This window comes from Phyllobacterium sp. P5_D12 (genome assembly GCF_054049495.1).
The window spans coordinates 1-14,505 of sequence record NZ_JBFUMG010000065.1; the positions used below are offsets into that span (position 1 = coordinate 1).

Here is a 14,505-nt window from a genome sequence, read left to right on the forward strand (position 1 = left end):
CATTCGAAGCTTCTGCGCCCTGTTCGGCTGTCGTGCCTGCCACACACATCGGTCATCCGGCCAAGGGAGCAGTCTGGTTGAAAGTCAACGGAGCTGAGCGACAGCGCGGCGACCTGGATCAAATGATTTGGAAAGTGCCGGAGACGATCAGCTACCTCTCGACACTATTTACGCTGCAAGCCGGTGATCTCATCTATACGGGTACTCCAGCGGGCGTGGGCGCGATTTTGCCTGGCGACGAAATGATCGGAGGTGTGGACGGAATTGGTGAAATACGCGTGCGTGTTGTCTGACGCTGATGTTTTGTCAACGAAATGAAACAGTTGCTTCTGCCAATCTGCAAAACAGGCAAAATAAATTTCATCATATTATTTTCGGGAAACGCCGTAAATGTTCCAACAAATAATTCGGTTTTGGGGGAGAAATGGATGTTTCCGCGGGGATTCCCCGTTGTTGATTTCAACTGCAGTGGTAGTGTGTCGGCTAAGTATAAAAAGCTCAAAATTCTGTGAAAGACCTGAGTATTGTCTTTGCTGAAAAATGCTCTATTGAGGAACTTCCTTAGTCATAATTCTGTCACTTAAAGTCACGTCCCATGAACCATCGCATTCTTTTTGGCTCCTATCCAATCCCGCGTTTCGCGGGGATTGTCAGCCATAATTTTGTTGTCTGGACCGATGACACCGGCAGGCCACTCTACGAAATCAATGGTGGTGCTGCCCATGCGGATGGCAGTTTCAATTATTGCGCGATTCGCGGGCCTCTGACTGCGGTGGTCACTGACTATGCGAAACGCGACCTCGTATATTGTCCTGAATTCTATGTGCGGCCTACATCGCTCACTACGCTGCTTCTGGAAGGTAGTGTGTCATCCATCGCCGCGCGTTGGCGCACAGCAGTGGATGTTGCCGAGCGGATCCGGGTGTCCAAGCTGCGTTATTCCTTTCTCGTTCAGAACAGCAATTCTGTTGCAACAGCCATTGCTGAAGGCATGGGACTAAAACCACCATCAGCCGCCGTTGGTCGTGTCAAAGCACCGGGAAGCCATCGCCACCTGGTCCTGGATGCAGCTTAAGTCGAATCGCCTCTATCACCAGTATTCAAATAACAGGTCCAACGTGTTTAACCGGCGTTGATGCGGGTGTTGTTTAATTTGCCTTTTCTCGGCTCAATCCCGCCATTATTGCAGGGCTAATGACGCCGTCACAATTTCATGGTGAAATCAAAATTACTTTAATCCGTTTCTGGCTCCGGAACCCCTTATGACGTCCATTCCTGGCAACGACAAGCAAACACGCAGGATCGAAGCTCGCGCGCAGTCAAGACTGCCGTGGGGCAAGAAGACAAAATCCGCGTTGTTCGCGTTTTTCGGAATTGCCGTTGCCGTGATCGGCTTGCTGGTTCTGGATCATCTTTCCAGCGGCATTTCGATCCGTGATGTCAAGCAGTCTCTCCATGCCATACCAGGCAGCGTCCTGTTGACTGCGCTATTCTTTACATTTGTGAGTTTCGCCGCCGTTGCGCTCTATGATGTGGTTGCCGTCGAAACCATCGCACCGGGGCGGGTGCCTTATCACATATCAGCGATGGCGGGTGGTGCGGGATATGCAATCTCGAACGCTCTTGGATTTTCCCTGCTCACCGGCGGTGCACTTCGCTATCGTGTCTATGCTGCAGAAGGCATCGATATTGCCGATATTGGCCGGATTATCGGTACCTCCTGGATGGCGATCTGGTTTGCTTTCACCATCCTGATTGCTGTGGCCCTTGTCATCGATCCCTCACGGATACCCTGGATATTATCGTTCGGACCGGTTCTCGATCAACTGATCGGTATATTGGTTCTCCTTGCGGTGGCGGTCCTGTTGTACTGGCTTTCTCGCCGCGAGCGCACGCTTAACATAGGCCGGCTATCTGTTCGCTTGCCCTCGTCGCAGGGCGCCCTGCTGCAGATCTTGGCCGGTCTGGTCGATGTGGCTGCGGCGGCTGCGACGCTCTATGTCCTGCTTCCGGCGGGCTCTGTGAACAGTGTTCCTGCGTTTGCTCTTGTCTATGTGGTCGCTGTTGCTCTTGGTATCATCAGCCATGCACCCGGCGGCATCGGTGCATTTGAAGCAACTATTGTTGCGGGCCTTGGGCTGGGGCAAAACCCCGACGCCATAGCGGCGCTTGTCGCATACCGCGTCATCTATACCCTCATTCCGTTTCTGGTAGCGATAGCAGGTTTCGTCGTTTCTGAAGTCTTGCGCCGCCGCCATCTCATCGCCGGTCCAACCATTTCCGCTGTGCGAATGTTTGAGCCGCTGATTCCGCCACTCTCGGCCGGTATTGCCTTTCTTGGCGGTATCGTTCTGCTGATTTCCGCGGTCATTCCCGATCTTCACCACCGGCTGGAAATGCTTGCTGACATATTGCCTATGCCATTTTTGGAAATGTCGCATCTTGGCGCGAGTTTCGTCGGGTTGGCCTTGCTGATCGTCGCGCGGGGCCTCGCACGGCGTCTCTGGCGCGCCTGGTTCCTTGCGCTGATCCTCTTCAGCTTCGGGGCGGTCTTCGCACTGACCAAGGCCCTTGCCTGGGAAGAAGCGCTCATGCTTGCCTTGATGGCCGGCACGCTACTGCTGTTTCGCGATTCATTCTATCGCAAACCGCTGGGGGAACATTTCAGCTTGTCCTGGGGCTGGCTGGCCAGCGTGGGCACAACGGCGTTTGCCATTCTCTGGCTCGGCCTTTTCGCCTATCGGCATGTCGAATATGCGAATGAACTGTGGTGGGAGTTTGCATGGGATGCACAGGCATCGCGTTTCCTTCGTGTTTCTGTACTCATCCTGACTGTTCTCGCGGCGATAACGATCAATACGATCATCAATGGTGTTGGCCGGAGCAAACTGCGCGCCCAGCCCATTCCGGAACAGGTGCCCGATCTCGTTGCAATGTCCCCGAGCGCTTCGGATGCGCTTGCTTTGCTTGGTGATAAGCGCTTCCTGATGGATCCCAAAGGCAAAGGCTTTGTCATGTATGCCCGTTCGGGCGGAAGTCTGGTTTCAATGGGGGAACCAGTGGGCAGCGATGATGTGATTGCCGATCTGGCCTGGGCTTTTCGAGGACTGGCAGATCGCACCGGTACTAGAACGGTATTCTATGGGGTGGGGCCGGAAAGACTGCCTCTGTTCCTGGACATGGGCTTGACTGCCCTGAAGCTCGGCGAAGTTGCACGCGTTGATCTCAGCGATTTCTCGCTTGAGGGCTCCAAGCGCCAGCCCCTGCGCTACGCCGCCCGGCGCTTGGAAAAGGAAGGGATCAGTTTTGAAATCCTTCCAAAGGGCCAAACCGCGGATAGCATGGATGAACTTCGCGCCGTGTCCGATGCCTGGCTCGAAATGAAATCTGGTTCCGAGAAGCGTTTCTCGCTCGGTTCGTTCGAAAATGCCTACCTTTCACACTTCGACATCGCGGTCCTGCGCAAGGAAGGCGCGATCGTGGCCTTTGCCAATGTGTGGCGCGGTGCAGGTAATCAGGAAATTGCCGTCGATCTGATGCGGCATGTGCCTGATGCGTCCAGCGTCATCATGGATGGGTTGTTCGCCAATCTCCTGATGGCTGCGAAGGGCGAAGGCTACCGCTGGTTCAATCTCGGGGCTGCGCCCCTGTCAGGCCTTTCCGATAGCCATCTGGCCTCCCGGTGGAATCGTATCGGTTCTTTTATTTACCGCCGCGGCGCTGAATTTTACCGGTTTGACGGACTGCGCGCTTTCAAGGATAAGTTCGGCCCGAAATGGACTCCCTATTATCTGATTTGCCCCCCGGGCCTCGCGACACCTCGTTCGCTGATCGATGCGACAAACCTGGTGAGCGGCAGCCCCTTCGAGGTCTTTAAACGATGAAATTCATTCGCAGGCCCTACCTCTTCGCCATACTTGCACTTGTTCTCGTTAGCGTGGGTCTCTCCGCAGCGCTTCATTTTTTCCCTCGATTTGGTTTCGGGTCTTCGGGCAGCCGAATTCTCATTTCGTCGGAGCGTCTTAACGACGTCCCGCTGTTGAAACCGTCTGGCAAGCCGACGGGTATTGCTATCGTGGTGTCACAGAAAGGTGGACTTGGCGCTGATGATGAAACCTTGACGAAACTGCTGCTGGATCGCGATTTTCTCGTACTGACGGTTGACCTGGAGAAATGGCGCAAGGAACTCGATCAAGACACGGGCGATTGCACCTATTTTGTTTCCGATCTTGAAGGCATAGCAAAGGAAGCTCAGCGCCAGATTGCCGTCGATACCTATATGCATCCGGTGGTTATCGGTATCGGCGAGGGTGGTGTCATGGCCTACGCTTCGATGTCCGATGCTCCGGCGGCCACGCTTGCCGGCGCGGTTTCAGTCGATCCATCAGTAGCGCTCAAAACGAAGCTTCCCTCATGCGAAGGTGCAGACTACGAAGCCGTTCCGGGCGAGGGGTTCAGCTACTCCTATKACGCCGATCTACCCAATCCGGCGACGATTGTGCGGGAGAAGCCAGACACTGATCCCAAGGGTCCTCCGAGTGCCGGATTTTTTCTAGCGCAGGAAAAAATTGGTGCCACCAAAGCTGAGCGGTTTGTAATAGCGGCTGATGCAGCAGTCGATATTGCCAAGGAAGATGCTTCAGCGGAGGCCTTGCCCACCATCGATGTTCCTGCCGCTGATGGCCAGGCTAAATACCTCGCGGTATTCTTCTCCGGCGATGGCGGCTGGCGTGATATCGACAAGTCCGTTGGCGATATCATCGCGAAAAGGAGTGTGCACGTCGTCGGCGTAGATTCGCTCCGCTATTTCTGGTCGCTGCGCAAACCGGAAGACATTGCCAAGGACATTACGAGAATTGTCGCCAAGGCTGACCCCTCCGGCAAATTGCCCGTGGTTTTGCTCGGCTATTCCTTCGGCGCCAATACGATCCCGTTCTCTTGGCCCTTTCTGCCGAAACAGCTGCAAGACCGCATCAGTCTTGTCGGCTTGATCGGCACGGAAGAGACCACGCCGTTCCAGGTTTCTGTTGGTGCGTGGCTTGGCTTGGGCGGCGACAATGAGGTAGCGCCGGCAGTTGCGAAGCTGCCGCTGGACAAGGTCCTATGCGTTTATGGTTCGGAAGAGGATGACACGGCGTGCACGGCTGCATCGCTTTCTGCAGTTCAGAAGATCGAGCTTGCCGGCGACCATCACTATGATGAGAAATATGAGATGCTTGCTGGCAAGCTGATGGAAGCTGTTGCATCGCGGCAGCCAAAGTAACAACCATGTCGCGGCCCCGGCTTCTGTCCGTGGGCCGCGACGCTACATTTCGCTCAATCCGCTAAAAACCAGACCTGTCACGCTTTCCTTTGCCGAAGCCTTGATGGCGGCGATTGATGCGCTAACGCGGTTTACGTCGACCTGCATATGGCCTTGCGCGATTTCCAGTACGGCGACGCTGCAGCGCATCAGTGGGAATAGACGTTCGCCKCCCGTCCTGTCATGGGCGAGGATAACACCAGCTGCGCGGTCTTCCGGGCTGTAAAGTTCGCGGACTTTGACGCTGAAATCTAGCAACAGTTGTGTCAATACTGGTTCCAGCTCGCCGCGTGTTCCTCCTGTTATGCCGACGAAAAAGTCATCGCCACCGACATGGCCCAGGAATTTATCTTCTCCGACGAAATGGTGTCTGAGCAAAGAGGCGAAAAGAGCAATGGCGAGATCGCCCTTCTGAAAGCCAAAGTGATCGTTGAAGGGCTTGAAATTGTCGAAGTCGAAATAGCAGAAATAGCGCGCGTCGGAGCCGTCGCGCATGACATCCTGGACATAGTCGCGAATGGATCTGTTACCCGGAAGGCTGGTTAGCGGATTCTGGTCCTGGGCCGTCTTGAGTAGCTTTTCATTGATGATTTTCAAAAGCGAGGACGCTGAAAGCACGCCCGCATAACGAAGATTTTCTGTCAGGATCACGCAATCGCTGCCATTCATGCCAGCGAAGATTTTAAGCATTTGCTCCGCAGGCGTATTGATATCTGCAATGGGGGCCTCGGTAACGAAGTGTGCGATCCCGCGCTGATAGATGCGGTTCTTCAATAGGTCACGACCGAATGGGTGATAAATTCTCCCTTTGACATGATGCTCGTGCAGTACGCCGCGTGGCTCGTCATTAGCACCAAGGATGGGAAAGAAGCTTTGTAGCGGGTTGTTGCGGAAAAGCTCGAAGACCTTGTCGAGATCATCATTTTCTCGCACGGCAGGCAGGCGCTGTACCTGCGCTCTGATCAGGATGCTGTCCAGCGTTGTGGTCTGCCTGCGTAAGGATCCCGCCTGTCCGAGATGAGGATACGAATCCTGTAGTTCTCCAAAATGCGTGGTAGGGCGTGCGATGAAATATCCTTGCACCAGATCACAGCCAAGTTCCCGGCAGATTACAAATTCTGCTTCGGTTTCAACTCCTTCAGCGATGATCCTGGCGCCAAGCATATGCGCTGTCTGAACGATCTGTTTGACGATGTGCCGTTTGCGCGGTGTAGAATCCAGCTTTGACACGAAATGGCGATCGATTTTGACATAGTCCGTTGCATAGTCGCAGAGCAGCTTAAGGCCATTGAAGCCGACACCAAAATCATCGATGGCCAGCTTGAAACCTGAATGGCGCAGCTTTTTGATGAGTTCAGAAAATGCCGGATCCTGTGCGTTGTCGAAGCGTTCGGACAGTTCGAAGCAGATTGAGGAGAGGCGTATCCCCGCTTTGGTTAAATGATTGGTGAGTCGTTCCACGATATCGCTGCCGAGGCCAACGAGCCTTGCATCCATGTTGATAAAGAGCATTCGCTGGCTATAGCCGGGTAGTCCGCCGAACTCGGCAAAGGCGCGACTGTTTACCATTTGCTCAAGCTCTAGCAATTGATTGACGTCGTGAGCTTTGTCCAGGAGTTCCAAAGGCGATTGGAAGCCCAGTCGGTCATAGCCACGCATCAACGATTCATAGCCAAATGTTGCGCCGCTTGCCGCTTCAACAACGGGCTGAAAGGCGGTTTCGACAGCTAGTTTTGCGAGTGTAACGAGCTGATCATCGCCAAAACGACGCAAAACCAACATTTCGGCTGGACGAAAACTCATGGGGAAACTCCGGGGAAGAGGTAATCATTTAGATTTATATTTCCCTTGACCCTTCAATTTTCCGTTTCCCAAATATGACAGTTTTATGAAGTTACGGGCGCCGGCGTCCGACAGTCGCGCAACCGGGAAGGTGATGCGCATGCTTATTTTGACATGCTCAACGCAGATGCTTGATGATGCCTGTTGCCCAGAACCAGCAGTTCTTCGAAGTGGTTCATGTCTTTGAAGCTGCAAAAGGCGGGTGGGTGAATTTCGATAATGGGCGCTGTCCTCTCAAGATAGAGCAGACACTCGTCCAGCAGCTTTTGCCAGACGGGGAGACGGTCATCATCCAACCAGTCAACGGGATAAGCGAAGGTGATGTGAAAGACATAKGCATCGTGATCCGGATGGCGGTAGCCGAACGGAACGGCGAGTGCGTCGCGCCATTTCTTTATGACAGCTTCGTCTTCCGAAGTTGCCCCGCTGAGGGTCAGACCCACAGGAGTGACGTCGATCACCTTGATTTGGAACGACCCGAGGCTTTCGAATTGCCTGAGACGATCCAGGTATAGTCATGTCATCTCGTCAATGCCGGTATTGAGAGGAACATCCTGCGSCCAATATGGCAGCGCGCGACGATATTCGATGATCCCCTGAAACAACGTCATGTGCAGGCTGGACACAGGCGTGAACGTCAGTTTGCCGGAATCGGGCATCGACAGCATTCGGTCCCGCACCTCAATCACAGCACGCTCGGAGGCCGAGGCGTCCACCAGATGACAGACAACAGTATTACCCGGTTCCCGCAGGAAGGTTCCCATCACATCATAGCGTGTTCCCAAATGGCGGGGCGTGTCGAAATTGCTGCTGGCGGCGTATCGGGCGAGGGACGGTTTGATGGATTGGGACATACAAATTCCATGGCATGCGGTTCGCGTTGAGCGCGTGCGGTTCGGTAATTAGGAGCCCGTGCGAATCGCACAGTGAGCGCAATTTGCCCGATGTATTTGTCAGCGATATGAATGGAATCACGTGCAGCAAAAATCGCTGGTGCATGCGGCAACCGTTCCCAATGCAATATAAGTTGACAATTTTCATCATAAATGATTATCGGAAAGCAAGTGTAGCTGTCCAAGCTGCATGCTCATAAAAACGGAGGTCGCCATGAAATTCTCTCTATCATCCTTGGCTGGAGTCGTGGCTTTCGCTGCCGGTCTTGCTGGCTCAACAATGCTGGCAACGGCACAGAGTGATGCGGAAGGCATTGTTGTCTACAACGCACAACACGAAAGCCTGACCGAAGCCTGGGCCGCTGGCTTCACCAAGGAAACGGGAATCAAGGTGACCTTGCGCAACGGTAGCGATATGGAATTCGCGAACCAGCTTGTCCAGGAAGGCGCTGCCTCACCTGCGGATGTATACCTCACCGAAAATTCACCGGGGATGGCGCTCGTCGACAACGCTAACCTGTTCGAGCCGCTAAACGCCGATACGCTTGCTCAGGTGCCCGAAAATTATCGTCCGGCCAATGGTCATTGGGTCGGTGTTGCGGCCCGCTCTACCGTTTTCGTCTATGACAAGAACAAGCTGACCGAGGACAAGCTGCCGAAGTCGTTGCTGGATCTCGCAGAGTCTAGCTGGAAGGGCCGTTGGGCTGCATCACCATCCGGCGCTGACTTCCAGGCAATTGTTGGTGCACTTCTCCAGCTCAAGGGCGAAGAAGCGACTGCTGCATGGCTGAAGGCCATGAAGGAAAACTTCACGCCCTACAAGGGCAACAGCACGGCCATGAAGGCCGTCAATGCCGGCGAAGTCGAGGGTGCAGTTATCTACCACTATTATTACTTTGGTGATCAGGCCAAGACCGGAGAGAACAGCAAAAACATCGCCTCACACTACTTCAAGAATGAAGATCCGGGCGCATTCGTAAGCGTCTCGGGTGGCGGCGTTTTAGCCTCCAGCAAGCACAAGGAGCAGGCACAGGCATTCGTAAAATGGGTTACCGGCAAAGGCGGCCAGGAGATCCTGCGAGACGGCACATCCTTCGAATATGCCGTAGGTGAGGGAGCCGCATCCAACCCCAAACTGGTTCCGCTTGCTGACCTGCAAGCCCCTAAAGTCGAGCCGTCGAAGCTCGATAGCAAAAAGGTCACCGATCTGATGACCGCTGCTGGTTTGCTCTAGCCGTAACACGCCGGTCGAGCTAACAGTTCGCCAGCGGCATCCCCGGTGCGTCCATCGGGGGATGTCGTCCAATTCCAGGCAGTTGCAGTCGGTGTTGACTGACCTGTAGCTGCAACAATGAAAGCAATTTACATTGCCGCCAAGCCAGTCACTTTACCAGCCAGGCGAACTTCTCCAAGCTTCCCACCCGCTTATCCGGCGCCGTTGGATGTCGAATGCGCCTGTGGTTCTGGCAGCAGCGATCGTTTCGCTTGTCTCACTGCTGCCCGTCGGGTTTGTCATCTGGATCGGCATACAGACTGGCTGGGAAACCGCCTCGACCCTGATTTTCCGCCCACGGGTGGGTGAGCTTCTGATCAATACCGCACTGCTGGTGGCGGTCACGATCCCGATATCCATCATTCTTGCAGTCACGCTTGCATGGCTCACTGAGCGCACTGATTTGCGCGGTGCACGCATCTGGTCCTGGTTCGCAGTTGCACCACTTGCAGTCCCCGCTTTTGTGCAAAGCTACGCATGGGTCAGCCTGATACCCGGCTTGCATGGGCTTTTCGGCGGCGTTCTGGTGTCGGTTTTGGCATACTTTCCATTCCTGTATCTGCCGGTCTCGGCCCAGCTCCGTCGGCTGGATCCGGCAATTGAGGACGCAGCCGCTTCGCTGGGCAACGGTCCATGGCGTGTCTTCTTTTTCGCAGTGTTACCCCAATTGCGTCTCGCTATTTGCGGGGGCTCGTTGCTCATCGGGCTTCATCTCCTTGCCGAATATGGTCTCTACGTCATGATACGTTTCGATACGTTCACGACGGCCATTGTCGATCAGTTTCAGTCGGCCTTTAATGGTCCCGCGGCCAATATGCTCGGTGGCGTGTTGGTCGTTTGCTGCTTCGGCCTTTTGGGCCTTGAAGCACTTTTGCGAGGCAATGAACGCTATGCCCGGGTCGGCTCGGGTGCTGCACGCGATCCGGTCAAACACAGATTGGGTTTGCTGGCGATACCCGCCTTTCTGATTTGCCTGATCACAGCCGGGCTGTCTCTCGGCGTTCCATTCGTCACTCTCACCCGTTGGCTGTCTCTCGGCGGCATAGACACCTGGCGCTTGGACTTGATTGGCATGGCTCTTGGCCAAACCATCATGTTTGCGGTTGCAGGCGCTCTCCTGACCACGATCATCACCGTGCCAATGGCTTGGCTTTCAGTTCGAGCGCCGGGCCGCTTTCAACGGATTATGGAGGCGTGTCACTACTATGTCGGATCCTTGCCGGGAGTGGTGGTAGCATTGGCGCTGGTGACTGTAACCGTACGCGTCGCGCTTCCTCTTTATCAGACAGTATTTACGCTCCTCCTCGCCTATGCCCTGCTGTTTCTTCCCAGGTCGCTCGTTGGCTTGCGCACCAGTATTGCGCAGGTGCCGGTCGAGCTTGAGCAGGCAGCCATGGCGCTTGGGCGGTCACCCGCACAGGCAGTCAGGCAGATTACCATGCGTCTTGCTGCTCCTGGCGTTGCGGTCAGTATGGCGCTGGTAGGCCTGGGAATAACCAACGAATTGACGGCGACGCTGATGCTGGCACCAAATGGCACCCGGACGCTTGCGATGCAGTTCTGGTCGCTCACCAGCGAGATTGATTATGTGGGTGCAGCACCCTACGCGCTCATGATGGTGCTCTTGTCCTTGCCCATGACGCTTCTGCTTTACGCACAATCGAAAAGAATGGGCGGACGATGACATTTCTAACGGTCACTAGCATGAGCAAACGTTACGGAAAAGTTGTTGCTCTCGACGATGTCACAATCGATGTACCAGCAGGCAGTCGCACCGCTGTTGTCGGCTCCTCCGGGTCTGGCAAAACGACGTTGCTGCGTTTGATCGCTGGGTTCGAAGGACCTGATACCGGTCGGGTCGTGTTGGACGGAAATGTTCTGGCGAACGGGCCGGCCTTGGTGCCTGCACATCGTCGCAGTATCGGCATCGTCGCACAACATGGTGCCTTATTTCCGCATTTGACTGTCAGCGACAACATCGGCTTTGGGCTCGAACGAAATACTCCGCAACGCGACAAACGCATTCTGGCCCTGATGGATCTGGTCGAACTCACACCGGCTATGCGGGATAGACGTCCGCATCAATTGTCAGGAGGTCAGCAACAGCGTGTTGCACTCGCTCGCGCACTGGCCAGACAGCCGAAACTAATGCTTTTCGATGAACCGTTTTCTGCTCTGGATGCGGGTCTCCGCGAAGGTATCAGGACATCGGTGGCCGAGGTGCTGCATACTCAGAAGATCACCGCCATATTGGTTACCCACGATCAGGCCGAAGCTCTCTCGTTTGCTGATCAGGTTGCCATTTTGCGGGAGGGCAAGCTTCTGCAAGTAGGTTCACCCGAAGATCTCTATATGAATCCCCGCGATCCATACACTGCCGCCTTTCTGGGTGACGTCATCATCCTGGATGCCCAGCTCAACGATGGCTGGGCCGTTTGCCCACTCGGCCGTATAGAATCCAATTCACTTCACTCAGGTCCTGCGAAGATCATGCTCCGGCCGGAGCAGGTGGTTCTTTCTCCGGTCTCTGCTGACACCAACGATGATACGGGTTTTTACGGGAATATCACCCGGACTGAATTCGGCGGTGCTTCTTGTTCTATCGCCATCTCACTGGCCGGTAAGAGTCACGATACGCTCGATAAGCCTTTACTGGTAATCAAGACGACAAGTATCAATTTGCCGGCAGTGGGAAGTCGTGTTCAGATAGTCGTGCTTGGTAAGGCACATGTCTTCGAATAAACATAAGTGCGAGATCTGGATCCATGGGCAATTTATTCAGCTGGTTGAATGAACCGGCGGCCTTCAGCGGCGATGCCGACGAACTCCACCTCGCGACCAACGAAAACACCGACTTCTGGCAGCAGACGTTTTACGATTTCGAGCGTGACAATGGCCATGCTTATTTGACGCCGGTCAGTGGTGATTTTACAGCCAGCGTTACGGTTTGCGGTGATTATCAAAAGCTCTACGATCAAGCAGGGTTGATGCTGCGCATCGACCCGCACCGTTGGATTAAGACCGGTATCGAATACACGGATGGACTGATGCATTTCAGCGTTGTCGTCACCAACGGTACGTCAGATTGGTCTGTCATCCCCCTTCATGGTTCGAGTACTAAAGATGAGATAAACGTGCGACTGACGCGTCACGGGAACGCAGTACGCGTGCAGTTCGCGGTCAATGGTGGAGCATGGCAACTCGCCCGTCTGGCTCCGTTTTCATCGGGTAACGCTTCAGCAGGTATCATGGCGTGCTCACCCGAACGAGGCGGTTTCGAGGCGACGTTTCGCGGTCTGACCGTCGGCCCTGCCATTTCGCGCAATCTTCACGACTAGCTCCCGAATAATTCCGGGCGTTTATTTCTGAGATGCAAGAGCATTTTGCCCATCTGGGCTATATGTGCTTCCATCGTCTTGGCGGCCTTGTCGGGATCCTTGTCGGCGATGGCCGAGATGATCGCCTCATGCTCTGCCAAAGTCTCGATCATCCGGGTTTCGTAGTGAAGCAAAAGTCTTCTGACGCGATCGATCTGACTGCGTTCCTTTGAAGCGATCTCGCGCAACCCCACTAGTCCTGCAGCATCGCAAATAAGGTCATGCAGCGCTTCGTCGAGTTCGTAGAACTGTTCAAAATCCTGCTTATCGGCGGCCTTTCGCTGACGTTCCAGATTCTGCCGAAAACGAGCGATGGTCTCAGGGGTTGCGCGTTCCGCAGTGCGGCGAATCGCGGCTGTCTCGAGCGCGACGCGGACGAATTGCGCCGTTTCGATCTTATCGAGCCAAAGCCGCGCAACGAAGGTTCCTGTCTGCGGGTAAATCTCAACAAGGCCCTCATCCGCGAGCCGGTTTATTGCATCGCTGACCGGGGTGCGGGAAACACCTAACTGCGCCGCAACAAGCTCCTTGCGAATGGTTTCGCCTGGTGACAATTGCGACGAAATGATCGCCTGTCTCAATATTGTGTAAACTTGGTCTTTGCGCGTGACCGAGACAACTTTTTGCTCTTTGAAGTTTTTGCTCGGAGAACGAAGCTGCAAGTTCAGACCCCCATTGTTGTTCTACAAAAATCCGATGAACGCTCAAAACTAAAATATTTGACTCTGATCCAATAACATCTAACATGTTACACACCAACTTGAAAGAATGTTTTGGGAGGAGCATTTTGGAGAGCCAGTCCCCAATCGTCTCGTTACGCGGGATCAGCAAATCCTTTGCTCACGTCGTGGCCCTGCGAAGCATCGATCTTGATATCTATGCTGGCGAAATCCATGCCGTAATGGGCGAGAACGGTGCGGGCAAGTCAACACTCGTCAAGGTTTTGAGCGGTGTTCATCGTCGAAGCGGCGGGCAGATGACTGTTCGTGGACGCGATGTCGATTTTGCGACGCCCAAAGAAGCGGAGCGCAATGGCATCGCGATCATCCACCAAGAACTCAATCTTATTCCAAGCCTCAGCGTTTCAGAGAATATTTTTCTGGGACGGGAACCGCTCAAAGCCGGGTTGTTTATCGACTACAGGGAAATCGAAGCCCGAAGTGCAGAAATTCTCGCAAGGTTCGGCATTGATATCGACCCACGTGCGGATGTCGAGAATTTGCGTGTTGGAGAGCAGCAACTCGTGGAGATTGCACGCGCGCTTTCCCTGGATGCGGATGTGCTTGTGCTTGACGAGCCCACATCCGCCTTGTCGGAAGCGGAGGCACAGCGCCTAGCCAGCTTCGTTCGCGGACTGGCACGCCAAGGGGTGGCGATTGTCTATATCTCACACCGTATGAGCGAAGTTTTCGCTCTGGCGGACAAGATCACTGTGCTGCGTGACGGCAACTTTATTGCTACGCGGCGCTCGGGCGAAATCAGTGAGCGCGATGTGATCCGGATGATGGTTGGACGCGAGCTGAAAAAGCAGGAAAAGAAAGCATCAGTGACCAGCAATCCGGTCGTCTTGTCCGTCAAAAATCTCGGCCTTCAGAGACCGAACTCGCGCGGCCGGATTCACGGTRTGGTCGATGACGTGAGTTTCGACGTTCATGCCGGTGAAATACTGGGCATCGGCGGTCTCCTCGGTTCTGGCCGGACCGAAGTTCTGGAACTCATATTCGGTTCTGCAATTGGCAAGCGCTCAGGTTCGATTCAACGTGCTGGGGCGAGTTCTGATGCTCAGTCCCTCACACCCGGAGGGTCGGTGGCCAGGGG

The 14,505-nt window shown here is 54.6% G+C and carries 11 protein-coding genes and 1 pseudogene; 9 read left to right on the forward strand and 3 right to left on the reverse strand.

Features of this window, described 5'->3' with window-relative positions:
* From ACXJ5O_RS07070 to ACXJ5O_RS07085, 4 genes are all read left to right on the forward strand, one after another.
* Nucleotides 1–293, forward strand: a 293-nt coding sequence (locus tag ACXJ5O_RS07070; RefSeq protein WP_457299267.1) for a fumarylacetoacetate hydrolase family protein, incomplete at its 5' end; no start/stop codon positions are given.
* 302 nt (nt 294–595) lie between these two features.
* Entirely contained in the window at nt 596–1,075 is a 480-nt protein-coding gene (locus ACXJ5O_RS07075; RefSeq protein WP_457299268.1) for a hypothetical protein, read from the forward strand.
* A gap of 187 nt (nt 1,076–1,262) precedes the next feature.
* Complete coding sequence (gene mprF, locus ACXJ5O_RS07080) at nt 1,263–3,884, forward strand: bifunctional lysylphosphatidylglycerol flippase/synthetase MprF (RefSeq protein WP_457299269.1); 2,622 nt, start codon at nt 1,263–1,265, stop codon at nt 3,882–3,884.
* Nucleotides 3,881–5,263: a virulence factor family protein gene (locus ACXJ5O_RS07085; protein ID WP_457299270.1), complete on the forward strand. Its 1,383-nt coding sequence runs from the start codon at nt 3,881–3,883 to the stop codon at nt 5,261–5,263. Before mprF ends, ACXJ5O_RS07085 begins: the two co-directional genes overlap by 4 nt.
* 42 nt (nt 5,264–5,305) lie before the next feature.
* On the opposite strand, the gene ACXJ5O_RS07090 is transcribed toward ACXJ5O_RS07085, so the two are convergent.
* Nucleotides 5,306–7,105, reverse strand: coding sequence for a GGDEF domain-containing protein (locus tag ACXJ5O_RS07090; protein ID WP_457299271.1), 1,800 nt, complete (start codon nt 7,103–7,105; stop codon nt 5,306–5,308).
* A gap of 143 nt (nt 7,106–7,248) precedes the next feature.
* Nucleotides 7,249–7,998 (reverse strand): annotated as a pseudogene (locus ACXJ5O_RS07095) (DUF1868 domain-containing protein).
* Nucleotides 7,999–8,251: 253 nt separating this feature from the next.
* Between ACXJ5O_RS07095 and ACXJ5O_RS07100 the strand changes: the two are divergent.
* The 4 genes from ACXJ5O_RS07100 to ACXJ5O_RS07115 all read left to right on the forward strand — a co-directional run bounded on the left by ACXJ5O_RS07100 (nt 8,252) and on the right by ACXJ5O_RS07115 (nt 12,648).
* A complete protein-coding gene (locus ACXJ5O_RS07100; protein WP_457299272.1) occupies nt 8,252–9,271 on the forward strand; it encodes an iron ABC transporter substrate-binding protein in 1,020 nt (339 codons plus the stop codon).
* 208 nt (nt 9,272–9,479) lie between these two features.
* Nucleotides 9,480–10,994 carry an ABC transporter permease gene (locus ACXJ5O_RS07105; protein WP_457299273.1) on the forward strand — a complete coding sequence of 505 codons (1,515 nt, stop codon included), beginning with the start codon at nt 9,480–9,482 and terminating at the stop codon, nt 10,992–10,994.
* Nucleotides 10,991–12,052, forward strand: coding sequence for an ABC transporter ATP-binding protein (locus ACXJ5O_RS07110; RefSeq protein ID WP_457299274.1), 1,062 nt, complete (start codon nt 10,991–10,993; stop codon nt 12,050–12,052). Before ACXJ5O_RS07105 ends, ACXJ5O_RS07110 begins: the two co-directional genes overlap by 4 nt.
* A gap of 23 nt (nt 12,053–12,075) precedes the next feature.
* Nucleotides 12,076–12,648 carry a DUF1349 domain-containing protein gene (locus ACXJ5O_RS07115; RefSeq protein WP_457299275.1) on the forward strand — a complete coding sequence of 191 codons (573 nt, stop codon included), beginning with the start codon at nt 12,076–12,078 and terminating at the stop codon, nt 12,646–12,648.
* On the opposite strand, the gene ACXJ5O_RS07120 is transcribed toward ACXJ5O_RS07115, so the two are convergent.
* Entirely contained in the window at nt 12,645–13,349 is a 705-nt protein-coding gene (locus tag ACXJ5O_RS07120) for a GntR family transcriptional regulator (RefSeq protein ID WP_457299276.1), read from the reverse strand. The two genes, ACXJ5O_RS07115 and ACXJ5O_RS07120, sit on opposite strands and share 4 nt — an antisense overlap.
* Nucleotides 13,350–13,474: 125 nt before the next feature.
* Here ACXJ5O_RS07120 and ACXJ5O_RS07125 point away from each other — a divergent pair.
* The coding region (locus ACXJ5O_RS07125) for an ATP-binding cassette domain-containing protein (RefSeq protein ID WP_457299277.1) at nt 13,475–14,505 on the forward strand (1,031 nt) is incomplete at its 3' end.

What these genes read in the sequence shown, in the direction of transcription:
- ACXJ5O_RS07110 (WP_457299274.1), top strand. Translation starts at nt 10,991, where the DNA reads ATGACATTTCTAACGGTCACTAGCATGAGCAAACGTTACGGAAAAGTT.
- ACXJ5O_RS07115 (WP_457299275.1), top strand. Translation starts at nt 12,076, where the DNA reads ATGGGCAATTTATTCAGCTGGTTGAATGAACCGGCGGCCTTCAGCGGC.
- ACXJ5O_RS07075 (WP_457299268.1), top strand. Translation starts at nt 596, where the DNA reads ATGAACCATCGCATTCTTTTTGGCTCCTATCCAATCCCGCGTTTCGCG.
- ACXJ5O_RS07100 (WP_457299272.1), top strand. Translation starts at nt 8,252, where the DNA reads ATGAAATTCTCTCTATCATCCTTGGCTGGAGTCGTGGCTTTCGCTGCC.
- mprF (WP_457299269.1), top strand. Translation starts at nt 1,263, where the DNA reads ATGACGTCCATTCCTGGCAACGACAAGCAAACACGCAGGATCGAAGCT.
- ACXJ5O_RS07105 (WP_457299273.1), top strand. Translation starts at nt 9,480, where the DNA reads ATGTCGAATGCGCCTGTGGTTCTGGCAGCAGCGATCGTTTCGCTTGTC.